General features: G+C 69.0%; 23 protein-coding genes and 1 riboswitch. Of the genes, 16 read left to right on the top strand and 7 right to left on the bottom strand.

Annotated elements, in window-relative coordinates; genetic code table 11:
• Positions 1 to 61: 61 nt before the first annotated feature.
• Both iolG and WS95_RS06340 read left to right on the top strand, forming a co-directional pair.
• Complete coding sequence (gene iolG / locus WS95_RS06345) at positions 62 to 1,048, top strand: inositol 2-dehydrogenase (RefSeq protein ID WP_059822892.1); 987 nt, start codon at positions 62 to 64, stop codon at positions 1,046 to 1,048.
• 189 nt (positions 1,049 to 1,237) lie between these two features.
• A complete protein-coding gene (locus WS95_RS06340; protein WP_059822930.1) occupies positions 1,238 to 1,924 on the top strand; it encodes an HAD family hydrolase in 687 nt (228 codons plus the stop codon).
• Positions 1,925 to 2,015: 91 nt separating this feature from the next.
• On the opposite strand, the gene WS95_RS06335 is transcribed toward WS95_RS06340, so the two are convergent.
• The 4 genes from WS95_RS06335 to WS95_RS06320 form a co-directional block, all read right to left on the bottom strand.
• The gene (locus WS95_RS06335) at positions 2,016 to 2,246 is read right to left on the bottom strand and encodes a hypothetical protein (RefSeq protein WP_059780532.1); all 231 of its coding nucleotides are present in this window, start codon (positions 2,244 to 2,246) and stop codon (positions 2,016 to 2,018) included.
• A gap of 187 nt (positions 2,247 to 2,433) precedes the next feature.
• On the bottom strand, positions 2,434 to 3,144 hold the full coding sequence (gene ribB / locus WS95_RS06330) for a 3,4-dihydroxy-2-butanone-4-phosphate synthase (RefSeq protein ID WP_034208331.1): 711 nt from the start codon (positions 3,142 to 3,144) through the stop codon (positions 2,434 to 2,436).
• A gap of 118 nt (positions 3,145 to 3,262) precedes the next feature.
• Positions 3,263 to 3,411: riboswitch (FMN riboswitch) on the bottom strand.
• A 184-nt stretch (positions 3,412 to 3,595) separates the two neighbouring features.
• On the bottom strand, positions 3,596 to 4,282 hold the full coding sequence (locus WS95_RS06325; protein ID WP_034208332.1) for a helix-turn-helix domain-containing protein: 687 nt from the start codon (positions 4,280 to 4,282) through the stop codon (positions 3,596 to 3,598).
• A 212-nt stretch (positions 4,283 to 4,494) separates the two neighbouring features.
• On the bottom strand, positions 4,495 to 5,670 hold the full coding sequence (locus tag WS95_RS06320; protein WP_059822928.1) for an MFS transporter: 1,176 nt from the start codon (positions 5,668 to 5,670) through the stop codon (positions 4,495 to 4,497).
• Positions 5,671 to 5,817: 147 nt separating this feature from the next.
• Between WS95_RS06320 and WS95_RS06315 the strand changes: the two genes are divergently transcribed.
• The 8 genes from WS95_RS06315 to lnt all read left to right on the top strand — a co-directional run bounded on the left by WS95_RS06315 (position 5,818) and on the right by lnt (position 14,149).
• A complete protein-coding gene (locus WS95_RS06315; RefSeq protein ID WP_059504496.1) occupies positions 5,818 to 6,750 on the top strand; it encodes a LysR family transcriptional regulator in 933 nt (310 codons plus the stop codon).
• Positions 6,751 to 6,964: 214 nt separating this feature from the next.
• The gene (gene miaB / locus WS95_RS06310; protein WP_034208335.1) at positions 6,965 to 8,350 is read left to right on the top strand and encodes a tRNA (N6-isopentenyl adenosine(37)-C2)-methylthiotransferase MiaB; all 1,386 of its coding nucleotides are present in this window, start codon (positions 6,965 to 6,967) and stop codon (positions 8,348 to 8,350) included.
• A 33-nt stretch (positions 8,351 to 8,383) separates the two neighbouring features.
• Positions 8,384 to 9,430, top strand: a complete 1,047-nt coding sequence (locus tag WS95_RS06305) for a PhoH family protein (protein WP_034208336.1) — start codon at positions 8,384 to 8,386, stop codon at positions 9,428 to 9,430.
• A 132-nt stretch (positions 9,431 to 9,562) separates the two neighbouring features.
• Positions 9,563 to 10,339: an rRNA maturation RNase YbeY gene (gene ybeY / locus WS95_RS06300; RefSeq protein ID WP_059822890.1), complete on the top strand. Its 777-nt coding sequence runs from the start codon at positions 9,563 to 9,565 to the stop codon at positions 10,337 to 10,339.
• A 12-nt stretch (positions 10,340 to 10,351) separates the two neighbouring features.
• Positions 10,352 to 10,984: a gamma-glutamylcyclotransferase gene (locus WS95_RS06295; protein WP_059780529.1), complete on the top strand. Its 633-nt coding sequence runs from the start codon at positions 10,352 to 10,354 to the stop codon at positions 10,982 to 10,984.
• A gap of 73 nt (positions 10,985 to 11,057) precedes the next feature.
• Positions 11,058 to 11,207, top strand: a complete 150-nt coding sequence (locus WS95_RS35300) for a hypothetical protein (protein WP_164728356.1) — start codon at positions 11,058 to 11,060, stop codon at positions 11,205 to 11,207.
• Positions 11,208 to 11,508: 301 nt separating this feature from the next.
• A complete protein-coding gene (locus WS95_RS06290) occupies positions 11,509 to 12,396 on the top strand; it encodes an HlyC/CorC family transporter (RefSeq protein ID WP_034208339.1) in 888 nt (295 codons plus the stop codon).
• A 52-nt stretch (positions 12,397 to 12,448) separates the two neighbouring features.
• Positions 12,449 to 14,149 carry an apolipoprotein N-acyltransferase gene (gene lnt, locus WS95_RS06285; protein ID WP_059822888.1) on the top strand — a complete coding sequence of 567 codons (1,701 nt, stop codon included), beginning with the start codon at positions 12,449 to 12,451 and terminating at the stop codon, positions 14,147 to 14,149.
• A gap of 54 nt (positions 14,150 to 14,203) precedes the next feature.
• Here lnt and WS95_RS06280 read toward each other — a convergent pair whose 3' ends face one another.
• On the bottom strand, positions 14,204 to 15,877 hold the full coding sequence (locus WS95_RS06280; protein ID WP_059822887.1) for a hypothetical protein: 1,674 nt from the start codon (positions 15,875 to 15,877) through the stop codon (positions 14,204 to 14,206).
• Positions 15,878 to 16,197: 320 nt separating this feature from the next.
• On the opposite strand from WS95_RS06280, the gene glyQ reads away from it, so the two are divergent.
• From glyQ to WS95_RS06255, 5 genes are read left to right on the top strand one after another with little or no spacing between them, the layout of a single operon-like run.
• Positions 16,198 to 17,202 carry a glycine--tRNA ligase subunit alpha gene (glyQ, locus tag WS95_RS06275; protein WP_006477868.1) on the top strand — a complete coding sequence of 335 codons (1,005 nt, stop codon included), beginning with the start codon at positions 16,198 to 16,200 and terminating at the stop codon, positions 17,200 to 17,202.
• A 22-nt stretch (positions 17,203 to 17,224) separates the two neighbouring features.
• Positions 17,225 to 19,324, top strand: a complete 2,100-nt coding sequence (glyS, locus tag WS95_RS06270; protein ID WP_059822885.1) for a glycine--tRNA ligase subunit beta — start codon at positions 17,225 to 17,227, stop codon at positions 19,322 to 19,324.
• 10 nt (positions 19,325 to 19,334) lie between these two features.
• Positions 19,335 to 19,898, top strand: a complete 564-nt coding sequence (gene gmhB, locus WS95_RS06265) for a D-glycero-beta-D-manno-heptose 1,7-bisphosphate 7-phosphatase (protein WP_034208343.1) — start codon at positions 19,335 to 19,337, stop codon at positions 19,896 to 19,898.
• A 43-nt stretch (positions 19,899 to 19,941) separates the two neighbouring features.
• The gene (locus WS95_RS06260) at positions 19,942 to 20,706 is read left to right on the top strand and encodes a lysophospholipid acyltransferase family protein (RefSeq protein WP_034208344.1); all 765 of its coding nucleotides are present in this window, start codon (positions 19,942 to 19,944) and stop codon (positions 20,704 to 20,706) included.
• Between the two features lie 45 nt (positions 20,707 to 20,751).
• Positions 20,752 to 21,639 (top strand): M48 family metallopeptidase, encoded by an 888-nt coding sequence (locus WS95_RS06255; protein ID WP_059822883.1) that lies wholly within the window; start codon positions 20,752 to 20,754, stop codon positions 21,637 to 21,639.
• Between the two features lie 108 nt (positions 21,640 to 21,747).
• On the opposite strand, the gene gloA is transcribed toward WS95_RS06255, so the two are convergent.
• Entirely contained in the window at positions 21,748 to 22,131 is a 384-nt protein-coding gene (gene gloA, locus WS95_RS06250; RefSeq protein WP_006477863.1) for a lactoylglutathione lyase, read from the bottom strand.
• 442 nt (positions 22,132 to 22,573) lie between these two features.
• Between gloA and WS95_RS06245 the strand changes: the two genes are divergently transcribed.
• Positions 22,574 to 23,509, top strand: a complete 936-nt coding sequence (locus WS95_RS06245; RefSeq protein ID WP_034208346.1) for a DMT family transporter — start codon at positions 22,574 to 22,576, stop codon at positions 23,507 to 23,509.
• Positions 23,510 to 23,595: 86 nt separating this feature from the next.
• Here the strand turns inward: WS95_RS06245 and rsmA are convergent, their stop codons facing one another.
• Entirely contained in the window at positions 23,596 to 24,423 is an 828-nt protein-coding gene (gene rsmA / locus WS95_RS06240; RefSeq protein ID WP_034208347.1) for a 16S rRNA (adenine(1518)-N(6)/adenine(1519)-N(6))-dimethyltransferase RsmA, read from the bottom strand.
• Positions 24,424 to 24,437 lie beyond the last annotated feature (14 nt).

Raw genomic sequence — 24,437 nt, 5'->3', positions numbered from 1 at the left:
TGACGGTGCGCGGCCCACGCCGGCGCGTATCGTGAAAAAGCATCATCCCAAGGAGCACGAAATGATCGAATTCGCTTTGTTCGGCGCGGGCAGAATCGGCAAGATCCACGCGGCGAACCTCGCGCGCCATCCGGGCGCGACACTGAAGTACGTGATCGACCGGCATGCGCCGTCGGCGGAAGCCCTCGCCCGCACGCATGGCGCTCGAGCCGCCGACATCGAGCGCGCGCTCGGCGATGCGTCGGTGCGGGCCGTCGTGATCGCGTCGAGCACCGACACGCACGCGGACCTGATCGTCGCGGCCGCGAACGCGGGCAAGGCGGTGTTCTGCGAGAAGCCGGTCGACCTCGCCGTCGAACGCGCGCGTGCGTGCGCGGACGTCGTGCGGCGCACCGGCGTGACCTGCATGATCGGCTTCCAGCGCCGCTTCGATCCGACCTTCGCGGCACTGAAGGCGCGCGTCGAGCGCGGCGAAATCGGCGCGCCGGAAATGCTGGTCGTCACGAGCCGCGATCCGGGCGCGCCGCCGGCCGACTACATCCGCAGTTCGGGCGGCATTTTCAAGGACATGCTGATCCACGACTTCGACGTGTTCCGCTGGCTCCTCGGCGACGAAGCGCAGATGCTGCACGCGACGGGCAGTTGCCTGACCGATCCGGCCGTGCGCGACGCCGGCGACATCGATTCGACCGCCGTGACGATCCGCACGCGGCGCGGCTTGCTGTGCCAGATCAACACGTCGCGGCGCGCGGCCTACGGCTACGACCAGCGCTTCGAGCTGCTCGGCAGCCACGGGATGCTGCAGGCCGGCAACGTGCGGCCGACCGAGGTCAGCGCATGGCTCGCGGGCGGCATCGCGACGGACGTGCCGGAGCCGTTCTTCCTCGAACGCTACCGGCACGCATACGCGGCCGAGATCGCGCATTTCGTCGACGCGCTGCGCGACGGCACACCGGTCCGGACGACGATCGACGACGGGCTCGCCGCGCTCGAACTGGCCGAAGCCGCGACGACGTCGTGGAAAACGGGGCACGCGATCGAGCTGTGACGCGGCACACGACGGCGGCGATCCGGGCAAGCGGGCCGCCGCCACGCGATCGGCGGCACGACCGGCACGGCGTGCCGCACCGGCACGGCCGCATCGGGCAAATTTGCCGCTACGTCGCGCGGCCTGCGCGCGAAAGCACGTATGATGGCGAATCGATCGGCGTCGCCGATCTCCCGCGTTTTCATCACCATGCTCGATCACCTCATCTGCGACTGCGACGGCGTGCTCGTCGACAGCGAAGTCATCGCCGACCGCGTGCTGCTCGACACGCTATCCGCCACGTTCCCGAACCTCGATTTCGAAGCCGCCGCGAAGTCGGCATTCGGCCAGCAGACGTCGCGCTTCCTCGCCGGCATCGAATCCCGCTTCGGGATCGAGATGCCCGCCAACTTCATCGAGACCGTCGAGCACAACATCGAAGTCGCGCTCGCGCAATCGCTCGCGCCGATCAGCGGCGTGCGTGACGCGCTGCTGAAGGTCGCGCTGCCGGCCGCCGTCGTGTCGAACAGCCGGCTCGTGCGCGTGCGCAGCTCGCTGAAGCGCGCATCGCTCACCGAGATCTTCGGCGAGCGCGTGTTCAGCTCCGAACAGGTCGCGCGGCCGAAGCCCTACCCCGACGTCTACCTGCATGCGGCGCACACGCTCGGCGTCGCGCCGGCGCGCTGCATCGTCGTCGAGGACAGCATTTCGGGGTTGAATGCCGCGCGGGCGGCCGGGATGAAGACGATCGCGTTCGTCGGCGCGAGCCACATCCCCGACAACTACGCGGACGCGCTGCGCGCGATGGGCATCACGCGGATCATGCGCAGGATGGACGAACTGCCGGCGCTCGTCGAAGCCGGCATGCGCGGCGAATTCGGCGACGTGCCGTGGTGACGGGCGGCGCAGCCGCGGGAATGGCGACCGCGCCGTAATGTAAAGGCGATGGGCGGAACGCGGCAGCGCATTCCGCGTGCTGTGCCGATGGCTATTGGCCGAACGGACGCAGCCAGTGCTCCGGCACCCCGTCCCATTCGGTCACGAACGGCATCGGCGTCGGACGGGCATTCTCGCGCCAGCCCCCCAGCCAGTTGGCAAGCAGGTTCAGGAGCGTGCCGGGCTTGCAAGCGGGCAGGCTCGGCATCGGCATCGGCTTCCCGTTCGACCAATCGAAACCGCCGCTCACGTGACCGCATTCGACCGCATTGATTTCACGCATCTGGTATTTCCTCCGTTGATTGACTGACCGCCCCGCCCGGATAGGGCGCCGGGCGGATCCAGGCCCGAAGCAGGCCGGACAATCGACGGCCGGCATGCTTCGGAGTCCGGTAGTCTAGGAGGTCGCCCTCATGCCGGACATCGGAGAACGTCCATTTCCGCAGGGTCGCGTGCGCGGTGCGGCGTCGTCACGCCGGCTCGCAGCAGCGTTCGCGCGCCGCCGCCAGCGCCTCGCGGAACTCGACGAGTTCCGCGATCGTCAGCATCGGCAGCCCGTGCCGTTGCGCGAAGCGCTCGACGTCGTCGCCGCGCGTCATCGTGCCGTCCGGATTCATCAGCTCGCACAGCACGCCGGCCGGTTTCAGTCCCGCGAGAATCGACAGGTCGACCGTGCCTTCGGTGTGACCGCGGCGCGCCAGCACGCCGCCCGGTTGCGCACGCAACGGAAACACGTGGCCGGGGCGCACGATGTCGTACGGCTTCGCATCGTCGGCGATCGCCGCGCGGATCGTCGTCACGCGATCGGCCGCCGACACGCCGGTATGCACGCCTTCGCGCGCCTCGATCGACACGGTGAACGCGGTGCCGTTGCGGCTTTCGTTGGTCTGCACCATCGGCGGCAGCTCGAGCGCGCGCACCGTGTCGTCGGTCAGGCACAGGCACACGATGCCGCTGCACTCGCGAATCAGCAGCGCCATCGTCTCGGGCGTGATGCGCTCGGCGGCGACGATCAGGTCGGCTTCGTTCTCGCGGTCGTGGTCGTCCTGCAGCACGACCGCGCGGCCGGCGCGCATCGCGTCGAGCGCAGCGGCGATGCGCGGCGGCACCGGTTCGGAATCCAGCAACGGGAGATCGGCAAAGGCGTCGGCAGGCGCCGACGAAACGGACATCAAGGACATGTGAAACGCTCCTCGCAAATACGATTTGGGCGAAAAACGTTTCAGGGCATTGCAAACAGACAGAACGACAACCCGCTTCGCATGCAGCGCGAAGCGGCCCTGACGGACATGACTATCTGCACATCTTCTCTCATCCGGACTGTGACCGTCGGCTCTGGCATTCGACCAGATCTGCTGACCCCGCGCGGATGCGCGGGCGCTCGCGGGCTCGCCGGCTTACGCCGGCCTACCGCCGGTGGGGAATTTCGCCCCGCCCTGAAGACGCACTGATTGCCGGACGGGAACGCCCCGTCATCGGCGGGCCAAGCATACAACAGCCGCGCGCGACGCGCAGCGAACGACCGGTAAAACCTTACTGACGACTCCGTCTAACGGCCTCGTCCGAACGGCCGGCGGACCCACCCGCGACGCCGCGACGGCGGGAAACGCAGTCGCGCCGCGCGGCGCGCGATCAGTTGGCGGCGGCGTGCGCCGCGTCCGGCACGAGCCAGCGCGGCGGCACCTCGGGGCTCACCGTCACGCGGAACGCACGCGCTTCGCTGTCGCCCGGGTTGCGCAGGCTGTACGGCTGGTCGGCATCGAACACGATCGCATCGCCGGTCGCGAGCAACTGGCGGCGGTCGTGCACGCTGACCTCGAGCGTGCCTTCGCTGACGACGAGGTTGACCGTCGTGCCGGGTGCGCGGCGCGTGCCGGGCTCCGTATGCAGCGGCGCGATCCGCAGCTCGTGGAATTCGGCCGCGGCCGGCTCGCCTTCCGGGTACAGCGCACGTGCCGAGAAGCGGCCGTTCGAGCTGACCACGCGCGACGCGCGCTCGGCCGCCAGATGCTCGAAACCGTTCACCGCATGGCGCCGCAGGAACGCGGCGACCGACACCTTCAGCGCCGCCGCGATCTTGCAGAGCACCTTGATCGACGGCACGCTGCGCGCCGATTCGATCTGCGCGAGCATCGCGCGCGACACGCCGGACAGCCGCGCGAGCGCATCGAGCGACAGTTGCCGCTCGGCGCGCAAGCGCGCCAGGTTCACGCCGACGACCTGCTCGAGCGCGTCGAGCGACGCGGACGCGCGCAGGTCGGCGGCATTGCCGGACTCGAAGGAAGACACGTCGCGCACGAGCGCCAGGGATGAAGACATAGCATGGCCTCCGGGCCGCCGCGCGGCCCTGCATAGGGGGTAAGCCGGAATCGGGTTGCGCCGGTCGTGGCGCGTATCGAGACGCTATCACCCGCCCTTGCACGGGCAAACGAAGTTATCTTCACACCGTTATCAGCATCGCGGAGGAATGCGTTTCTCGCGAACCTTTTCCTGCCGCCATGGCGTCGCCGCGCAAGGCGCCGCGGCGCCGCTCACTGCGCCGCCTGCGCCGCGCCGCGCGCCGGGCCGCGCGCATCGAGCCGCATCGCGAGCCACGTGACGACGAGCGCCGCGAACGTCACCGCGACCGCGACCCACGGCAGCGCATCGAGCGCGAAGCCGTGTTCCAGCGCGAGGCCGCCGAGCCATGCACCGCCCGCATTGCCGACGTTGAACGCGCCGATGTTCAGCGTCGACGCGAGATGCGGCGCGCTCGCGGCCTTCTCGACCACGCGCGCCTGCAGCGGCGGCACCGTCGCGAACGCGGCGATCCCCCAGACGAATACGGTGACGGCGGCCGCGACCGGCAGGTGGCTCGTCTTCGCGAACACGGCCATCACGGCCATCAGCGCGACGAGGATCGCGATCAGCGACGGCATCAGCGCGCGGTCGGCGAGCTTGCCGCCGATCGTATTGCCGATCGTCAGCCCCGCGCCGAACAGCACGAGGATCAGCGCGACCGCGCGCGGCGAATAGCCCGACACGGTCTCGAGAATCGGCGCGATGTAGGTGAACACGACGAACACGCCGCCGAAGCCGAGCACGGTCATCAGCAGCGCGAGCCATACCTGCGGCTCCTTCAGCACGCGCACTTCGTGGCCGAGGCCGACCGGCCCGCTGTCGTGGCGGTTCGGCACGAGCGCGGCCACGCCGCCGAGCGCGAGCACGCCGAGCGCGGCGACGATCCAGAACGACGCGCGCCAGCCGAGCAACTGGCCGACGAACGTGCCGAACGGCACGCCGAGCACGTTCGACAGCGTGAGCCCGGTGAACATCAGCGCGATCGCGCTCGCGCGCTTGTCGGCCGGCACGAGCGACGCGGCGACCACCGCGCCGATGCCGAAGAACGAGCCGTGCGCGAACGACGTGACGACGCGCGCGACCATCAGCATCGCGTAGCCGGACGCGGTCGCGCACAGCACGTTGCCGACGATGAAGATCGCCATCAGCACCTGCAGCGCGGCCTTGCGCGGCATGCGGCTCGTCAGCACCGCGAGCAGCGGCGCGCCGACCGCGACGCCGAGCGCGTAGCCGGTGACGAGCAGGCCGGCAGACGGCAGCGACACGGCCAGGTCGTGCGCGACGTCGGGCAGGAGGCCCATGATGATGAATTCGGTGGTGCCGATGGCGAAGGCGCTGATCGCGAGCGCCAGTAACGGAAGGGGCATGACGTTCTCCGGAAGGCGGCGGCCGCGGCGCCGGTTCGGTGCCGCACCGCACAAGAAAGCGGGATGTGCGCGCATTGTCCCGAAGACGCCTATATTTGATAATTGGCGTGGCATTTGAACCATTTTCAAATATCTCTGGAAAATCGCATGGACCGACTGGGCGACATCCGGCTGTTCGTCGAGGCGGCGGAACTGGGCAGCCTGTCCGCCGCCGGGCGCAAGCTGAACCTCACGCCGGCTGCCGCGAGCGCGCGGCTCGCGAAGCTGGAGGCGAAGATCGCGACGCGGCTGTTCGAACGCTCGACGCGGCAATTGCGGCTCACCGACGAAGGCAAGCTGTACCTGAACTGCTGCCGCCAGGCGCTGCAGGCGCTCGACGACGCGGACGCGATGCTGCAGGAAGGCCGCAACGTCGTGAGCGGCAAGGTGCGGCTGTCGTCGACGTCCGATTTCGGCCGCCACCAGCTGCTCGACTGGCTTCACGAATTCACGACGCTGCATCCGGGCGTCACGTTCTCGCTGACGGCGTCCGATTCGTCGTCGAACCTGTGGCAGGACGAGATCGACCTCGCGATCCGCTTCGCCGCCCCGCCCGACGGCGCGCTGATCGCCCGCCGGCTCGCGACCAACCGGCGCGTGCTGTGCGCGGCGCCGTCGTTCGTCGAACGTCATGGCGTGCCGGCCGATCCGCACGATCTGGCCCGCTTTCCGTGCAACGTGATCACGATCGCGTCCGGTCCGATGAACACCTGGCACTTCACGCGCGGCGACGAAGTGCAGATCCACACGGTGCCCGTGTCGACCGCGTTCGAGACCAACGACGGCGGCCTCACGCGCGAATGGACGCTGCGCGGCCACGGCATTGCGCTGAAGTCGCTGTGGGACATCGCCGACGACGTCCGCGCGGGCCGGCTGCGCGTGCTGCTGCCCGACTGGCGGCACCAGGATGCGCCGCTGCACGCGATCTATCACAGCAAGCGCTACATGGCGCCGCGCGTGCGCGTGCTGCTCGATTTTCTCGCCGAACGCTTCGCGCGCGAGGAAGCGGCGCTCGACGACTTGCTGAACGCGTGCCGCTGACGGCCGTCCCGTCGCTATGTAGGGGTCGGAACCCCCGAGCCGGCGTCGCGCGCCCGCAACCGGGCGGCCGTCCGTCGCGGCGTGAAAAGCTATAATGGAAGGCTTTCCCGACGGCCTTTCCTGCTCGCAGCGCGCGGTTCGCGTGCCGCGCACGGCCGTCCCGACTCACTCTTGACGACGCCCCCAGGTCAACCACTGCGAACGGCGAATCCCCATGACTAAGAAAGTTTACGTAAAGACCTTCGGCTGCCAGATGAACGAGTACGACTCGGACAAGATGGTGGACGTGCTCAACGCGGCCGAAGGCCTCGAAAAGACCGACACGCCGGAAGACGCGGACATCATCCTGTTCAACACGTGCTCGGTGCGCGAGAAGGCGCAGGAGAAGGTGTTCTCCGATCTCGGCCGCGTGCGCGAGCTGAAGGAAGCGAAGCCGGGCCTGCTGATCGGCGTCGGCGGCTGCGTCGCGAGCCAGGAAGGCGCGTCGATCGTGTCGCGCGCGCCGTACGTCGACCTCGTGTTCGGCCCGCAAACCCTGCACCGCCTGCCGCAGATGATCGACGCGCGCCGCGCGAGCGGCCGCGCGCAGGTCGACATCACGTTCCCCGAAATCGAGAAGTTCGACCACCTGCCGCCCGCGCGCGTCGAGGGGCCGAGCGCGTTCGTGTCGATCATGGAAGGCTGCTCGAAGTACTGCAGCTACTGCGTGGTGCCGTACACGCGCGGCGATGAAGTGTCGCGCCCGCTCGACGACGTGCTGACCGAAATCGCCGGCCTCGCCGACCAGGGCGTGCGCGAAGTCACGCTGCTCGGCCAGAACGTGAACGCTTATCGTGGAAAATTCGGCGGCGCGCTGACGGCCGGCTCGTCGGACATCGCCGATTTCGCGACGCTGATCGAATACGTCGCCGACATCCCCGGCATCGAGCGGATCCGCTACACGACGTCGCACCCGAAGGAATTCACGCAGCGCCTGATCGACACCTACGCGAAGGTGCCGAAGCTCGTGAGCCACCTGCACCTGCCGGTCCAGCACGGCTCCGACCGCATCCTGATGGCGATGAAGCGTGGCTACACGGTGCTCGAATACAAGTCGGTGATCCGCAAGCTGCGCGCGATCCGCCCCGATTTGTCGCTGTCGACCGACATGATCGTCGGCTTCCCCGGCGAGACCGAGGAAGATTTCGACAAGATGATGGCGCTCGTGCACGAGATGAGCTACGACACCAGCTTCTCGTTCATCTACAGCCCGCGCCCGGGCACGCCGGCCGCGAACCTCGCCGACGACACGCCGCGCGAGGTGAAGCTCAAACGCCTGCAACATCTGCAGGCGACGATCGAGGAGAACGTCGCGCGCATCAGCCGGTCGATGGTCGGGAAGGTCGAGCGGATCCTCGTCGAGGGCCCGTCGCGCAAGGACCCGAACGAACTCGCGGGCCGCACCGAGAACAACCGGGTCGTGAATTTCCCGGCGCCGCTCGCGTCGCACCCGCGCCTGATCGGTCAGATGATCGACGTGAAGATCAACCATGCGTACCCGCACTCGCTGCGCGGCGAGCTCGTGCTCGTCAGCGACGACGCGAGCGCGGCCACCCACTGACCGACCGACGCCCGACAGGAGCCCGACGCTACTTTGAAGACCGTCCAAGCACTGGAATTCACGGCCCCGCGCGACGACAACGCGCGCCTCGCCAACCTCTGCGGCCCGCTCGACGAAAACCTGCGGCAGATCGAACAGGCGCTCGACGTCACGCTCGCGCGGCGCGGCCACCGGATCACGATCCGCGGGCGCGGCGCCAAGCTCGCGCTCGCCGCGCTCGAAAACTTCTACAACCGCGCGCGCGATCCGCTGTCGGTCGACGACATCCAGCTCGCGCTGGTCGAAGTGCGCCACACGGCCGGCAACGGCCGCCAGGAACCGCTCGACGTGCGCTTTCGCGGCGACCCCGACCATCCGTTCGACGAACCCGTCGTGCAGATCGACGCGGACGAGCCGGACGAAGAACCGGCGCCGAAGCTCTACACGCGGCGCGCCGACCTGCGCGGCCGCACGCCCGCCCAGCGCGAATACCTGAAGCAGATCCTGTCGCACGACGTGACGTTCGGCATCGGGCCGGCCGGCACCGGCAAGACCTATCTCGCGGTCGCGTGCGCGGTCGACGCGCTCGAGCGCGACCAGGTCAAGCGGATCGTGCTGACGCGCCCGGCCGTCGAGGCCGGCGAGCGGCTCGGCTTCCTGCCGGGCGATCTCGCGCAGAAGGTCGACCCGTACCTGCGGCCGCTGTACGACGCGCTGTACGACCTGCTCGGCTTCGACAAGACGGCCAAGATGTTCGAGCGCCAGATGATCGAGATCGCACCGCTCGCGTACATGCGCGGCCGCACGCTGAACCACGCGTTCATCATCCTCGACGAGGCGCAGAACACGACGCCCGAGCAGATGAAGATGTTCCTCACGCGGATCGGCTTCGGCTCGAAGGCGGTCGTGACCGGCGACACGAGCCAGGTCGACCTGCCGCGCGGCCACAAGAGCGGCCTCGTCGAGGCGCAGCAGGTACTCGGCGGCGTGCGCGGCATCGCGCTCACGCGCTTCACGAGCGCGGACGTGGTGCGCCATCCGCTCGTCGCGCGCATCGTCGAGGCGTACGACGAATTCCACGCGCAGCACCAGGACGGCTGAGCGGCGGCGCGCTGCCCCGGCCTGCCGGCCCGGCCCGCCAGACGGCGCGCCGGGCTTTTTTTCGCCCGGGCGAATTCGGGCGCGATCGGCCGTTTGGTGTATCCTCAACGCGTCCCAATCGCCGCACGCGTCATGAAATCCTCTCGTTCCCGCAAATCCGGCCGCACCTCGTCCGCCGCGTCCGACTCCCCCCGCCTTTCGCTGTTCGACGCGAAGGGCAAGGCCCGGACCGTCAACGCACAAGGGCTGCGGATCGACTTCCCGGACGGCCGCAGTCTGATGTTCGACCTGTCGGGCAGCTCCGGCGACGCGGCGGTCGCGATCGTCGCGCAGCACAACGATCCGGCGATGCGCGCGAAGCTCGCGCTGCAGCCCGAGCACTACGACAGCGTGACGCTGCACGTCGGCGCCGAATTCGCTCCGCGCGAGGACGACCCCGAAGACGAGCCGCGCGCGCTGGAATTCGACCTGTCCGTGCAGTACGGCGACGAGATCACGAGCGAGCTGCGCAAGACGCTGCCCAAGCGCAAGCTGATCGCCGAATGGATCGAGCCGGCGCTGTTCGCGAGCGCGCAGTTCACCGTGCGCTTCGTCGGCGAAAACGAAGGCCGTACGCTGAACGCCGGCTACCGCCACAAGGACTACCCGACCAACGTGCTGACCTTCGCGTACGACCCGGCGCCCGACGGCACCGTGATCGGCGATCTCGTGCTGTGCTGCCCGGTGGTCGAGAAGGAAGCGCACGACCAGGGCAAGCCGCTCATGGCCCATTACGCGCACCTGCTGGTGCACGGCGCGCTGCACGCGCAGGGCTACGATCACGAGACGAGCGACGAGGACGCGGCCGAAATGGAAGCGCTCGAAGTCGACATCCTCGCGAAACTGGGTTTCCCGAACCCGTACCAGTAAGCGTTCCGCCCGATGCGTCACGCCGCGATGCTGCCGCCCGCCTACCCGCCGTCGATCGGCGAAGGCCGTCTGCTGACGGAAGACGAGCTCGCGGCGTCGCTCGCGCATACGATGCGCGACTGGGACGGCCGGCAGGATCTCTGGCTGTTCGGCTATGGCTCGCTGATCTGGAACCCCGGGCTGCCGACCGTCGCCGCCGTGCGCGGCAAGGTGCACGGCTATCACCGCGGGCTCTACCTGTGGTCGCGCGTGAACCGCGGCACCCCCGAACGGCCGGGCCTCGTGCTCGCGCTCGATCGCGGCGGCTCGTGCGCGGGCATCGCATTCCGGCTCTCTGGGCCGACCGCGCAGCCGCACCTCGAGACATTGTGGAAGCGCGAGATGCCGATGGGCTCGTACCGGCCCGCGTGGCTGCCGTGCTCGCTCGAGACCGGCGAACGCGTGACCGCGCTCGCGTTCGTGATGCGCCGCGACGCACCGACCTATACGGGCAAGCTGACCGACTCCGTCGTGAAGGAAGTGTTCGGCTGCGCGGCCGGCCGCTACGGCACGACGCTCGACTACGTGAGCCGCACGGTCGACGCGCTGCGCGCGAGCGGCATCCCCGACCGCGCGCTGGAAGGGTTGCTGGCGCGATGCCGATGATTCGACCCGACATCCGGGCTGCCGCGTGCATGCGACACCGCGCCGCCCACGCTTTCGCACGAGGACACTGCCGATGAAACCGTCACGCCGGTCACGTTGCAGGATCGCCGCGCTGCTCGTCGCCGCGAGCGTCGCGCTGTCCGGCTGCGGAATACTCGGTTGCGGCGGCGCCGCGACCAACGGCGCGGCCGCCGGCGGCTGCTCGGCCGGCATGCGGTTCTGAACCGCGCGCCGGCGGCGCCCGTCTGCGGCGGAATGCCGCCGTCACGGCCGTTTCCAGCGTCGGGCCGCGTCGCCCTTCCCGCCGCCGTTTTTTGGCCGCCGCGCCCCGCCGGCTCTTTCTGCGATAGGATGAGCCCGAGGACGCCGCCGCGCCCGGCGCGGCCGGCGCGACCGTCCGCGAGCGGGGCAGCGCGAGCCGCCCGTCCTGGCCGTGCGGCCGGGTGACACGGCCGCGTCGTGCCCTTGGTGTATCCTTGCCTACTCCGTGACCGCGCGCCCCGGCATGACCCGGGCGCACCACCATGAACGATTCGTATCCCAGTCGTAAGCCAACCGACAAACCGCAAGAAAAGCGCTCGCTGCTCGAGCGCCTGACCGACTTCATCTCGCCCGAGCCCGAATCCCGCGGCGAGTTGCTGGAAATCCTCCAGGACGCCCACGAACGCAACCTGATCGACGCCGATTCGCTGTCGATGATCGAAGGCGTGTTCCAGGTATCCGATCTGTGCGCGCGCGACATCATGGTGCCGCGCGCGCAAATGGACGCGATCAACATCGCCGACAAGCCCGAGGATTTCATCCCGTTCGTCCTCGAAAAGGCGCACTCGCGCTATCCCGTGTACGAGGAGAACCGCGACAACGTGATCGGCGTGCTGCTCGCGAAGGATCTGCTGCGCTTCTACGCCGAGGAAGAGTTCGACGTGCGCGGGATGCTGCGCCCGGCCGTGTTCATTCCGGAATCGAAGCGCCTGAACGTGCTGCTGCACGACTTCCGCGTGAACCGCAATCACCTGGCGATCGTCGTCGACGAATACGGCGGCGTCGCGGGCCTGATCACGATCGAGGACGTGCTCGAACAGATCGTCGGCGACATCGAGGACGAGTACGACTTCGACGAGGAAGCCGGCAACATCATCTCGGGGCCGGACGGCCGCTACCGCGTGCGCGCGCTCACCGAGATCGAGCAGTTCAACGAGGTGTTCGGCACCGATTTCTCCGACGACGAAGTCGACACGATCGGCGGGCTGATCACCCATCATTTCGGACGCGTGCCGCACCGCGGCGAGAAGCTGCAGCTCGGCAACCTCGTGTTCGAAATCCAGCGCGGCGATGCGCGCCAGGTTCATGTGCTGCTGGTGCGCCGCAACCCGCTCGCCAGCCGTCGCGCCGAAACCTCGCACGAAGACTGACCGCCCCGCGCCAGCCGCGCTTCCTTCAACCGCTCGCCCTCTTCCGCTTCACATGGACGATCCGATCCCGTCCCGCCCGGCTGGCGGCCTTCTCGCGCCGGCGCCCGGCCGCGCGCTGCCGCGCTGGCACTATCCGGCCGCGCTGCTCGCCGGTGCGGCCAATACGCTCAGCTTTGCACCCACGCCGCACGGCGGCTGGCTGCAGCTCGTCGTATTCGTCTGGTTTTTCGCGCAACTGACGCGCACGTCGAGCTGGCGCGGCGCCGCGCTCACCGGCGGCGCGTTCGGCTTCGGCAACTTCATCAGCGGCGTCTGGTGGCTCTACATCAGCATGCACGTGTACGGCGAGATGGCCGCGCCGCTCGCGGGCGGCGCACTCGTGCTGTTCTCGCTGTACCTGTCGCTGTACCCGGCGTTCTCGGCCGGGCTGTGGTCGTTCTGCGCGGGCCATGCGTGGCAGCGCCGCGAGCCCGACCCGCGGCCGTTCTCGCCGACCTGGCACGGCGCATTCGCGTTCGCGAGCGCGTGGGCGCTCGGCGAATGGCTGCGCGGCACCGTGTTCACCGGCTTTCCGTGGCTCGGCAGCGGCTACCCGCAGGTCGACGGCCCGTTCGCGGGCTTTGCGCCGGTGGTCGGCGTGTACGGGATCGCGTGGGTGCTCGCGCTGTTCGCCGCCCTGGTCGTGCAGGCGCTCGCCGCCGCGCGCCCGTCGCCGCTGCGCGTCGGCGGCGACGGCGCATCGAACGGCAACGCGCGCGTGCGCATCGCCGCGCCGGCCGGCATCGCCGTCGCGCTCGTCGCGGCCGGCCTCGCGCTGTCGCAGGTCACGTGGACCGTACCCGCGAACGCGCCGCTCACCGTGCGGCTGCTGCAAGGCAACGTGAAGCAGGACATCAAGTTCGAGCAGGAAGGCATCGACGCGGCGATCAAGATGTACCAGCAGATGATCGTCGAGAAGCCGGCCGACCTGATCGTCACGCCCGAGACCGCGATCGCGGTGATGATCCAGGAACTGCCCGAACCGTTCGCCGTCGCGATCCGCAAGTTCAGCGACACGACCGGTTCGGCGGTGCTGTTCGGCGCGGTCGGCGCGTCGGTGACCGAGGACGGCCGCTACGTCGATTACACGAACAGCCTGTACGGCGTGACGCCGAACTCGCGCGACATCTATCACTACGACAAGCATCACCTCGTGCCCTTCGGCGAATTCATTCCGTGGGGCTTCCGGTGGTTCGTCAATCTGATGAAGATGCCGCTCGGCGACTTCGCGCGCGGCGCACCCGTGCAGAAGCCGTTCCTCGTGCACAACCAGCCGGTGATGGCCGACATCTGCTACGAGGATTTGTTCGGCGAGGAAATCGCCGCGACGATCCGCGACAATCCGCAGCCGCCCGGCGTGCTCGTCAACGTGACGAATCTCGCGTGGTTCGGCGACACGATCGCGCTCGACCAGCATCTGCAGATCGCGCGGATGCGCTCGCTCGAAACGGGCCGGCCGATGCTGCGCTCGACCAATACGGGGATGACGGCCGCGATCGACGCGCACGGCCGCGTGCTCGGTCAGTTGAAGCCGTTCACGATCGGCTCGCTCGACGTGCGGATCGAAGGCACGAGCGGCTTCACGCCGTACGTGACGAGCGGCAACAACATCGTGCTCGCGGTGTCGTTCGTGCTGCTCGCGTTCGGCTTCACGTTCGGGCCGGGGCTGCGCCGGCGCAACGGCCGACGCCACGGCGACGACGAAGCGCAATGACGCAATGGGCCGCCGTCGAGCGCGGCGGCCCGTGAGCGCGAGCGGGCCGTCGGGTCAGGCCCGCCGGGCCGACTGGTCCGATTGGTCCGATCGATCCGATGGTTCCCATTGCGCGGCGACGCGCCGAAGGTCGCGGCTCACTTCCTCCATCACCGGCGCCCACGCGCCGAACGTCGGTTGCCGGTACAACGTCGCGGTCGGATACCACGGGCTGTCCCGGCGATCGAGCAGCCACGGCCAGTGCGGATTCACGTCGAGCAGCACCCAGGTCCGCGCGCCGAGCGCGCCGGCCAGGTGCGCGACCGACGTGCACACGGTGATCACGAGATCCAGCGCGCCGATGAACGCCGCCGTATCGTCGAAGCTCTTCAGTTCTGCCGTGTAGTCTTCGATCGCGAAACCCGTCGCGCGCGCGGCGGCGACATCCGCGTCCGCGCCCGGCTGCAGCGAATAGAACGCGACGCCGTCGATGTCGCGAAACGCGTCGGCATAGCGCTCGAGCCCGACGCGCCGGAACGGATTGCGCTGATGGCCCGCGCTGCCCGTCCACACGAGCCCGACCTTCGGCCGGCCGTCGCCCGCGAGCCGCGCACGCCATGCGTCGCATGCGCCCGGCTCGGCGCGCAGGTACGGCACCGACTCGGCGAGCGTCGCTGCCTCCATGCCGAGCATCAGTGGCAGGCCGATCAGCGGCACTTCGTAATCGAATGCCGGCAGCGCGTCGACGCCGCCGCCCGCGCTGAACGTGTCCGCGTGCGCGCCGAGGCTGCGCTGCATCAGCGTGCCGAGCGCCGGGAACGTATTCCACGCGAGCCGACCGCCCTCGCGATGCACGCGTTCGGCGAGCGGCGCGACGAAGCGGCAGAACTGCAGCACGTCGCCGAGCCCCTGCTCGCCCCACACCAGCAGCGTCTTGCCGGCGAGCGGCTCGCCCTGCCAGCGCGGGCCCGGCAACGCCGGCCGGCGGCCGCGCAACTCGCCCGCGCCGTCCCAGCGCGCCTCGTGGCCGCGCCAGCCCGCCGCGTGGTTGCCGCGCACCAGCTGGATGATCGCGAGGTTGAAGCGGAACGACGCATCGTCGGGCGCCAGCTCGCACGCCCGCGCCGCATGGCGCTCGGCATCGTCCCAGCGCTGCGCCTCCTTCATCGCCATCGCGACGTTGTTCATCGCGAGCGCGTTGTCGGGCGCGAGCTCGGCGAGCCGCGCGGCGCACGCGAGCGCACCGTCCAGATCGTGCGTCGCGATCCGCGCGACGACGAGGTTGGTCCACGCCTGCACGTCCTGCGGATCGTGCTTCACGGCCGCGTCGAGCAGCGCGATCTCGTCCGCGCGGTCGCCGCCCGACAGCCGCAGCGCGATCGCGAGGTTGTTGCGCAGCGACGGCAGGCCGGCATCGAGCGCGAGCGCCGCGCGGTACGGCGCGACGGCGTCCGCGTGACGGCCGGCCATCTGCAGCGCGTAGCCGTGGTTGAAGTACGCGTGCGCGCCCGGCTGCGCACGCGCCGCGCATTCGGCAAGCGCAACCGCATCGTCCATGCGCTGCCGCGCGGCGAGCGCGGCCGTGAGCTGCGCGATCGCCGCCGCATCGACCGCGTGCAGATGGGCGGCGGCGGCGAGCCACAGATCGTGCGCGGGGCGCTCGCCGCGCGCCTGCGCGTCGGCGGCGCGCTCGAGCAGCGCGAGGAACGGCGGAAGCAGCGGAATCAGGATGTCGGTCGGTTCGTCCATGCAGTGAGCGTCGGCAAGCGGTGACGCGGCACGCATGGCGCGCGCCGCAATACGCGCATCTTACCCCCCGCGCGACGCGCGGCGGCACGCCCGTCGCAAAGGTCCGCACGCGGCCGCGCGGCGCATGCGGGCCGTGGACGCGCAGGCCGCCGGAAACGGCCCGACAGTGCCCGCATCCGCCTTCCGGCCGCATCCGGTCGCCGATCCGGTAAAATTACGCGTTTCAGCACACTAACAAGCCGCGCCGCCGCGCGAGCCGACCCTCCGGGCCCGCCCGGAGCGCCGTCCGCAACGGAGCGCCAGCGCCACGAAGGCTCTTCATGCTTACGTTTCAGCAAATCATCCTGACGCTGCAGTCCTACTGGGACAAGCAGGGTTGCGCCCTGCTCCAGCCCATCGACATGGAAGTCGGCGCGGGCACGTCGCACGTCCACACGTTCCTGCGCGCGGTCGGCCCCGAGCCGTGGCGCGCCGCGTACGTGCAGCCGTCGCGCCGCCCGAAGGACGGCCGCTACGGCGAAAACCCGAACCGCCTGCAGCACTACTACCAGTACCAGGTCGTGCTCAAGCCGGCGCCCGAAAACATCCTCGACCTGTACCTCGGCTCGCTCGAAGCGCTCGGCTTCGACCTGAAGCAGAACGACGTGCGCTTCGTCGAGGACGACTGGGAGAACCCGACGCTCGGCGCGTGGGGGCTCGGCTGGGAAGTGTGGCTGAACGGGATGGAAGTCACGCAGTTCACGTATTTCCAGGAAGTCGGCGGCCTCGAATGCAAGCCGGTGCTGGGCGAGATCACGTACGGCCTCGAGCGCCTCGCGATGTACCTGCAGAAGGTCGAGAACGTGTACGACCTCGTGTGGACCGAGTGGGAGGAGCAAGGCCCGAACGGCCCCGAGCTGCGCCGCCTGTCGTACGGCGACGTGTACCACCAGAACGAGGTCGAGCAGTCGACCTACAACTTCGAGCACGCGAACGTCGACCTGCTGTTCACGTTCTTCAACAGCTACGAAGCCGAAGCGAAGAAGATGATCGACGCGCAGCTCGCGCTGCCCGCGTACGAGCTCGTGCTGAAGGCCGGCCACACGTTCAACCTGCTCGACGCGCGCGGCGCGATCTCGGTCACCGAGCGGGCGGCGTACATCGGCCGCATCCGCGCGCTGTCGCGTCTCGTCGCGCAGGCTTACTACGACTCGCGCGAGAAGCTCGGCTTCCCGATGCTCGGCAACCCGCCGGGCGTGCCGGGCCTCACCACCGACGCCCAGGACGCCGCGCAGCCGGCATGGGCGCCGCCGCTCAAGGTCGAACGCAAGATCGATCAGGACTGACGAGACGAGATTCATTCCAACCATGACGCATAATCATCCCGCCCCCCTGCTCGTCGAACTGCTGACCGAAGAGCTGCCGCCGAAGGCCCTCGCGCGCCTCGGCGACGCATTCGCCGAAGGTCTCGCGCAACGCCTCGCGGCGCGCGACCTCGTCGAAGGCGAACTCGTGTTCGAACGCTACGCCACGCCGCGCCGCCTCGCGGTCGTCGTGCAGAACGTGCGCGCCGTCGCGCCCGACCGGCAGGTCCGCGAAAAGGTCCTGCCCGTGTCGGTCGCGCTCGACGCCGAAGGCAAGCCGACGGCCCCGCTCGCGAAGAAGCTCGCGGCGCTCGGCCACCCGAACCTGTCGATCGCCGATCTCGAGCGCGCGCAGGACGGCAAGGCCGAAGCGTTCTTCATCAACTATTCGGCGGCCGGCGTCACGCTCGCCGACGGCCTGCAGGCCGCGCTCGACGAAGCGCTCGCGAAGCTGCCGATCCCGAAATTCATGACGTACCAGCGCCCGGACGGCTCGGACGTGAAGTTCGTGCGCCCGGTGCATCGCCTGACGGTGCTGCACGACGACCGCGTCGTGCCCGTCACCGCGTTCGGCGTCGACGCCGGCGACACCACGCTCGGCCACCGCTTCCTGTCCGACGGTCTCGTCGCGATCCAGCATGCGCGCGCGTACGCCGACACGCTGCGCGACAAGGGCCGCGTGATCGCGCACTTCGCCGATCGCCGCGAAACGATCCGCACGCAGCTGAACGAACATGCGAACGGCGACACGGTCGTGATGCCCGAATCGCTGCTCGACGAAGTGACGTCGCTGGTCGAATGGCCGGTGGTCTACCCGTGCCGTTTCGAGGACGAATTCCTGCAGGTGCCGCAGGAATGCCTGATCCTCACGATGCAGACGAACCAGAAGTATTTCGCGCTGACCGACGTTAGCGGCAAGCTGCGCTCGCGCTTCCTGATCGTGTCGAACATCGAGACGAAGACGCCGGGCGAGATCATCGAAGGCAACGAGCGCGTCGTGCGCCCGCGCCTCGCCGATGCGAAGTTCTTCTTCGAGCAGGACAAGAAGAAGCCGCTCGCCGAGCGCGTGCCGCAGCTCGCGAACGTCGTCTATCACAACAAGCTCGGTTCGGCGCTCGCACGCGTCGAGCGCCTCGAGGCGCTGGCCGGCGAGATCGCCCCGGCGATCGGCGCCGACACCGCGCACGCGAAGCGCGCCGCCCGTCTCGCGAAGGCCGACCTGCTGACCGACATGGTCGGCGAGTTCCCCGAACTGCAGGGCACGATGGGCACGTACTACGCGCGCCACGACGGCGAAGCCGACGACGTCGCGCTCGCCTGCGCCGAGCACTACCAGCCGCGCTTCTCCGGCGATGCGCTGCCGACCACGCCCGTGTCGACCGCCGTCGCGCTCGCCGACAAGCTCGAGACGATCGTCGGCATCTGGGGCATCGGCCTCGCGCCGACCGGCGAGAAGGATCCGTTCGCGCTGCGCCGCCACGCGCTCGGCGTGCTGCGCCTGCTGCTCGAAAAGCAGCTGCCGCTCGATCTCGTGGCGCTGCTGCGCACGGCCCACGCACGCTTTGACGACGTGCCGGGCGTCGCCGAATCGACCGACGCGATCTTCGCGTTCTTCATGGATCGCCTGCGCGGCCTGCTGCGCGAGCGCGGCTATTCGGCCGGCGAAATCGACGCGGTGCTGAGCCTGAACCCGACGCGCATCGACGATCTCGTCGCGCGCCTCGACGCGGTGCGCGAATTCACGCGCCTCGCGGAAGCCGAAGCGCTCGCGGCCGCGAACAAGCGGATCTCGAACATCCTGAAGAAGTCGGAAGGCGTCGCGAACGGCGCGGTGCAGTCGACGCTGCTCGTCGAGGCCGCCGAGAAGGCGCTGCACGAACAGCTCGCGGCCGTCACGCCGCGCGTGCAGTCGCAGCTCGAGGCGCGTGCGTACACGGGCGCGCTGTCGGCGCTCGCCGCGCTGCGCGCGCCGGTCGACACGTTCTTCAACGACGTGATGGTCAACGCGGAAGATCCGGCACTGCGCGCGAACCGTCTCGCGCTGCTGTCCGCGCTGCACCAGCAGATGAACTGCGTCGCCGACATCTCGAAGCTCGCCGCATAAGGGCCGCACGATGCCGATCAGCCCCAACCGAAAGCTCGTCGTCCTCGACCGGGACGGCGTGATCAACGTCGATTCGGACGCGTTCATCAAGACGCCCGACGAATGGATCGCGCTGCCCGGCAGCTTCGAGGCGATTGCGCGGCTCAACCACGCGGGCTACCGCGTGGTCGTCGCGACCAACCAGTCCGGCATCGGTCGAGGGCTGTTCGACATGGCCGCGCTCAACGAGATGCACCTGAAAATGCATCGCGCGGCGGCCGCGGTCGGCGCGCGCATCGACGCGGTGTTCTTCTGCCCGCACACGGCCGAGGATCGCTGCGACTGCCGCAAGCCGAAACCCGGCATGATGCAGATGATCGCCGAGCGCTTCGAGATCGATCCCGCCAACACGCCGGTCGTCGGCGATTCGCTGCGCGACCTGCAGGCCGGCGTCGCGGTCGGCTTCCAGCCGCACCTCGTGCTGACCGGCAAGGGCAAGAAGACGCTCGCCGCCGGCAATCTGCCGGACGGCACGAAAGTCCACGACGACCTGCGCGCCTTCGCGCTCGATTTTCTTTCACACGAACACGAGTGATGCGGCTGCCGCGCGCATCCTCCCCAACGCCAGACTCACGCCGATGCGCTTCGTCCGCTCCCTGCTGCTGCTGATCTACTTCATCCTGTACACGGTGCCGTACGCCACCGCGTGCTTCATCGCGTTTCCGTTCATGCGCCCCGACGCGCGCTACTGGATGGCGGCCGGCTGGTGCAAGTCGACGCTGTGGGTCGTGCGCTGGCTGAACGGCATCCGCTACCGGATCGAAGGGATGGAGAACCTGCCCGACGGCCCGGCCGTGCTGCTGTCGAAGCACCAGTCCGCGTGGGAGACGCTCGCGTTTCCGGCGCTGATGCCCAAGCCGCTCTGCTACGTGTTCAAGCGCGAGCTGCTGTACGTGCCGTTCTTCGGCTGGGCGCTCGGGCTGCTGCACATGGTCAACATCAACCGCAAGGAAGGCAAGAACGCGTTCGCGTCGGTGATCCGCCAGGGCAAGAAGCGCCTGTCGGAAGGCGCATGGATGATCATGTTCCCCGAAGGCACGCGCACGCCGGTCGGCAAGCAGGGCAAGTACAAGACGGGCGGCGCGCGTTTCGCGATCGAAACCGGCACGCCGGTCGTGCCGATCGCGCACAATGCAGGCCATGTGTGGCCGCGCAATTCGTTTACGAAATTCCCGGGCGTCGTCACCGTGTCGATCGGCAAGCCGATTCCGGTAGAAGGCAAGACGCCCGATGCATTGAACTCGCAGGTCGAAGCATGGATCGAAGCGGAAATGCGCCGCATTGATCCCGATGCGTATCGTCCGGCGGGCAACGCCGGCACCCGCGATGCCGCACGCGCCTGAAGCCCCGGATTGCAGCCGTTGCGTACGACAAAAAGAAGCGAACTGATGAAACAGCGTCCGCGGCCACGGCCTGCCGTCGTGGCCCTCGATCATCGCCAGATGGATCTGCCGCTCTTCGACGGGCCGGCCGCCGCCCCGTCGGCGCCTGCCGCGCCGCCGGCGCCGCCCGAAGCCGCGCCCGCCGCGCCGCTCGATCCGGGCCCGGTGCGCGATCGCTCGCGCGTACGCACGTTCGCGCTCGACAGTCGCGTGCTCGAATACCGGCTGAAGCGCTCGGCGCGCCGCACGATCGGCTTCACGATCGACGGTAGCGGGCTGTCGATCACCGCGCCGCGCTGGGTCACGCTCGCCGACATCGAAGCGGCGATCGCCGAGAAACAACGCTGGATCTTCGCGAAGCTCGCGGAGTGGAAGACACGCGCCGAGCAGCGCGCGCTGCCGCAGATCGACTGGCGCGACGGTGCGCAACTGCCGTATCTCGGCAAGACGGTGACGATCGCGCTCGGCGCGGGCGCCGTCGGCTTCGATGCCGATGCGCTGCGGCTGTCGCTGCCACTGCCCGTGCAGGCCGACATGCAGCAGATCAAGGATCGCGTGCAGGGCTGGCTGCAAGGCGAAGCGAAACGCATCTTCGGCGAGCGCCTCGCGGTCTACGCGGAAAGGCTCGGCGTCACGTATTCGATGTACGCGCTGTCGTCGGCCGCGACGCGGTGGGGCAGTTGCTCGAGCGACGGCAAGATCCGCCTGAACTGGCGGCTGATCCATTTTCCGATGTCGATCATCGACTACGTCGTCGCGCACGAACTGTCGCACCTGCGCGAGATGAACCACAGCCCGGCCTTCTGGCAGACCGTCGAATCGATCTTCCCCGAGTTCCGCGAAGCCCGGCACACGCTCAAGCATCACCCGCCCGAGCTGCTGCCGTCGCTTTGACGCGCACGGCTTCGCCGCCAACGAAACAGGGCGGTGCGGGTTACCCCGCACCGCCCTGTTTCGCTGCTGCGGCAGGCATCGCATGCCGCAGCGCCGCTCATCGCGCGCTTACTTCTTCTGGATGAACTCGATCTTGTAGCCGTCCGGATCCTCGACGAACGCGATCACGGTCGTGCCGTGCTTCATCGGGCCCGCCTCGCGCGTGACCTTGCCGCCTTGCGCCTTGATCTTCTCGCAGGCCGCGTACGCATCGTCGACCGCCACCGCCAGATGGCCGAAGCCGTTGCCGAGATCGTAGGACGGCGTCTCCCAGTTGTGGGTCAGCTCGATCACGGTGCCCGTGCTCTCGTCTTCGTAGCCGACGAACGCGAGCGTGAACTTGCCTTCCGGATAATCCTCGCGACGCAGCAGCTTCATGCCGAGCAATTCGGTGTAGAACTTGATCGAGCGGTCGAGATCGCCGACTCGCAGCATCGTATGCAGCAAACGCATGTGTTGTACTCCTGTGGGGACTTTCCAGAGCCGGAAATTCTACCGGAGTCGGGTGAATTTCGCCGGGGACGCCTAGTCGGGGACGCCTAGTCGGGGACGCCTAGTCGGGGGCGCCTAGTCGGGGGCGTCCGGTCGGGGACACCTAGCCGCGAGCGCCTGGCCCGATGCACCTGGCCGGGGCGCGGCCGACGCGGTGCATCGGTTGCCCGCTCGCGAGCACGAGCGCCGCGGCGAAAAACGGTACGATCCGGCTCACCGGCCACCGCGCCGATCGGGTAACATCCTTCCACTTCGCACCAAAATCGGGCATGCATCCTGCCCCGACCGCGACCACCTACTCTTCCGTACGCCCCACTGCCGTGCGAAACCGCCGATTCGAGCGCGCCGGGCGCGCCGCCCACCCGAGCGCGCCGCTACCGTACCGCCTCCGCGAGGTGCGCCGATGACCGCGCTCGCCGCCGCCCCCGTGCGCCGCGCACTCGATACGCGCGCCGTCGGCCTGATGCTGCTGCTGTGCGCGATCTGGGGTTTCCAGCAAGTCGCGATCAAGAGCACGAACGCCGCGATCGCGCCGATGTTCCAGGCCGGGCTGCGCTCGGTGATCGCCGCGCTGCTGCTATGGGGCTGGGCGCGCACGCGCGGCACGCCGCTGTTTCGGGCGGACGGCACGTTCGGCGCGGGGCTCGCGGCCGGCGCACTGTTCGCCGGCGAATTCGTTTGCGTGTTCTTCGGATTGACGCTGACGAGCGCGTCGCACATGGCGATCTTCCTGTACACGGCGCCGTGCTTCACCGCGCTCGGCCTGCACCTGTTCGCCCCGGGCGAGCGGCTGCAGCGCACGCAATGGGCCGGCGTCGGCCTCGCATTCGCCGGCATCGCGCTCGCGTTCGCCGACGGCTTCCTGAAGCCGCGCGCGCCCGGCGCGTCCGTGCTGGCCGGGCTCGCCGGCGACGCGCTCGGGATCCTCGGCGGCGCGATGTGGGCCGCGACGACGGTCGTCGTGCGTTCGACGACGCTCGCGCGGGCGAGCGCAAGCAAAACGCTGTTCTACCAGCTCGCGGTATCGGCGGTCGTCCTGGTCGCGCTCGCCGCGCTGCTCGGGCAGATGTCGTTCGCGCAGGTCACGCCGCTCGCGATCGCGAGCCTCGCGTACCAGTCGGTGATCGTCGCGTTCGTCAGCTACCTGTCGTGGTTCTGGCTGCTGACGCGCTACAGCGCGTCCCGGCTGTCGGTCTTCACGTTCCTGTCGCCGCTGTTCGGCGTCGCGTTCGGCGTGCTGCTGCTCGGCGAAACGGTCGGCTGGCGCTTCCTGTCCGCGGCCGCGCTCGTGCTGACCGGCATCGCGCTCGTCAACGCGCCGCCGCGCCGGCGGTCGTGACGACCGGCGCAGGACGCGCGGGCAACAAAAAAGCTGCCGGTCGGGCAGCCTCTTCGATACGGCCGGCGGGGCTTGCGCCACGCGCGTCATCCGGCCTGGCGCCGCGCCGCGAGCGCCTGCGCGACGCCGACGTATTCGGCCACGCTCACGTCCTCCGCACGGCGCGCGAGATCGAAGCCGAGCGCATCGAAATCGATCGTCTCGCGATAATCGCCGAGCGTATTGCGCAGCATCTTGCGGCGCTGCGAGAACGCGGCCGTGACGATTTCGCCGAGCAGCACCGGATCGACGTCCGGCAGTTCGTGCGGCTCGTACGGGATCATCCGGACGATCGCCGAATCGACCTTCGGCGGCGGCTGGAACGATTCCGGCGGCACGTCGAGCATCTTTTCCATCACGTAGCGGTACTGCAGCATCACCGACAGCCGCGAGAACGCCTTCGTGCCCGGCTCCGCGACCATCCGCTCCACGACTTCGTTCTGCAGCATGAAATGCTGGTCGATGACCGCATCGGCGAACGTCATCAGGTGAAACAGCAGCGGGCTGGAAATGTTGTACGGCAGGTTGCCGACGATCCGCAGCGATGGCTTGTCGCCGGGCGCCGCGAGCGAACGGAAGTCGAACGCGAGCGCGTCGCCCGCGTGCAGCTCCAGCAGCGCGCCGAAGCGTTGCTGCAGGCGCCCGATCAGGTCGCGATCGAGCTCCACCGCATGCAGCGGCGACTCGGGCGTCGCGAGGCGCTCGATCAGCGGCTCGGTCAGCGCGCCGAGCCCGGGGCCGATCTCGACCATCCGCTGGCCGCGCGCGGGGCCGATCGTCGCGACGATCGAGTCGATCACGCCGTGATCGACGAGGAAGTTCTGCCCGAAGCGCTTGCGCGCGAAATGGCCTTGGTGCTGTCTGCTGTTCGACATCGACTGAGTAAAAC

Source organism: Burkholderia sp. MSMB1826 (genome assembly GCF_001526325.1).
Lineage (GTDB): Bacteria > Pseudomonadota > Gammaproteobacteria > Burkholderiales > Burkholderiaceae > Burkholderia.
This window is presented reverse-complemented; position numbering and strand designations above follow the sequence as displayed.

Coding starts and splice junctions, on each gene's coding strand:
- iolG (WP_059822892.1), top strand. CDS start 62: ATGATCGAATTCGCTTTGTTCGGCGCGGGCAGAATCGGCAAGATCCAC.
- WS95_RS06340 (WP_059822930.1), top strand. CDS start 1,238: ATGCTCGATCACCTCATCTGCGACTGCGACGGCGTGCTCGTCGACAGC.
- WS95_RS06335 (WP_059780532.1), bottom strand. CDS start 2,246: ATGCGTGAAATCAATGCGGTCGAATGCGGTCACGTGAGCGGCGGTTTC.
- ribB (WP_034208331.1), bottom strand. CDS start 3,144: ATGTCCTTGATGTCCGTTTCGTCGGCGCCTGCCGACGCCTTTGCCGAT.
- WS95_RS06325 (WP_034208332.1), bottom strand. CDS start 4,282: ATGTCTTCATCCCTGGCGCTCGTGCGCGACGTGTCTTCCTTCGAGTCC.
- WS95_RS06320 (WP_059822928.1), bottom strand. CDS start 5,670: ATGCCCCTTCCGTTACTGGCGCTCGCGATCAGCGCCTTCGCCATCGGC.
- WS95_RS06315 (WP_059504496.1), top strand. CDS start 5,818: ATGGACCGACTGGGCGACATCCGGCTGTTCGTCGAGGCGGCGGAACTG.
- miaB (WP_034208335.1), top strand. CDS start 6,965: ATGACTAAGAAAGTTTACGTAAAGACCTTCGGCTGCCAGATGAACGAG.
- ybeY (WP_059822890.1), top strand. CDS start 9,563: ATGAAATCCTCTCGTTCCCGCAAATCCGGCCGCACCTCGTCCGCCGCG.
- WS95_RS06295 (WP_059780529.1), top strand. CDS start 10,352: ATGCGTCACGCCGCGATGCTGCCGCCCGCCTACCCGCCGTCGATCGGC.
- WS95_RS35300 (WP_164728356.1), top strand. CDS start 11,058: ATGAAACCGTCACGCCGGTCACGTTGCAGGATCGCCGCGCTGCTCGTC.
- WS95_RS06290 (WP_034208339.1), top strand. CDS start 11,509: ATGAACGATTCGTATCCCAGTCGTAAGCCAACCGACAAACCGCAAGAA.
- lnt (WP_059822888.1), top strand. CDS start 12,449: ATGGACGATCCGATCCCGTCCCGCCCGGCTGGCGGCCTTCTCGCGCCG.
- WS95_RS06280 (WP_059822887.1), bottom strand. CDS start 15,877: ATGGACGAACCGACCGACATCCTGATTCCGCTGCTTCCGCCGTTCCTC.
- glyQ (WP_006477868.1), top strand. CDS start 16,198: ATGCTTACGTTTCAGCAAATCATCCTGACGCTGCAGTCCTACTGGGAC.
- glyS (WP_059822885.1), top strand. CDS start 17,225: ATGACGCATAATCATCCCGCCCCCCTGCTCGTCGAACTGCTGACCGAA.
- gmhB (WP_034208343.1), top strand. CDS start 19,335: ATGCCGATCAGCCCCAACCGAAAGCTCGTCGTCCTCGACCGGGACGGC.
- WS95_RS06260 (WP_034208344.1), top strand. CDS start 19,942: ATGCGCTTCGTCCGCTCCCTGCTGCTGCTGATCTACTTCATCCTGTAC.
- WS95_RS06255 (WP_059822883.1), top strand. CDS start 20,752: ATGAAACAGCGTCCGCGGCCACGGCCTGCCGTCGTGGCCCTCGATCAT.
- gloA (WP_006477863.1), bottom strand. CDS start 22,131: ATGCGTTTGCTGCATACGATGCTGCGAGTCGGCGATCTCGACCGCTCG.
- WS95_RS06245 (WP_034208346.1), top strand. CDS start 22,574: ATGACCGCGCTCGCCGCCGCCCCCGTGCGCCGCGCACTCGATACGCGC.
- rsmA (WP_034208347.1), bottom strand. CDS start 24,423: ATGTCGAACAGCAGACAGCACCAAGGCCATTTCGCGCGCAAGCGCTTC.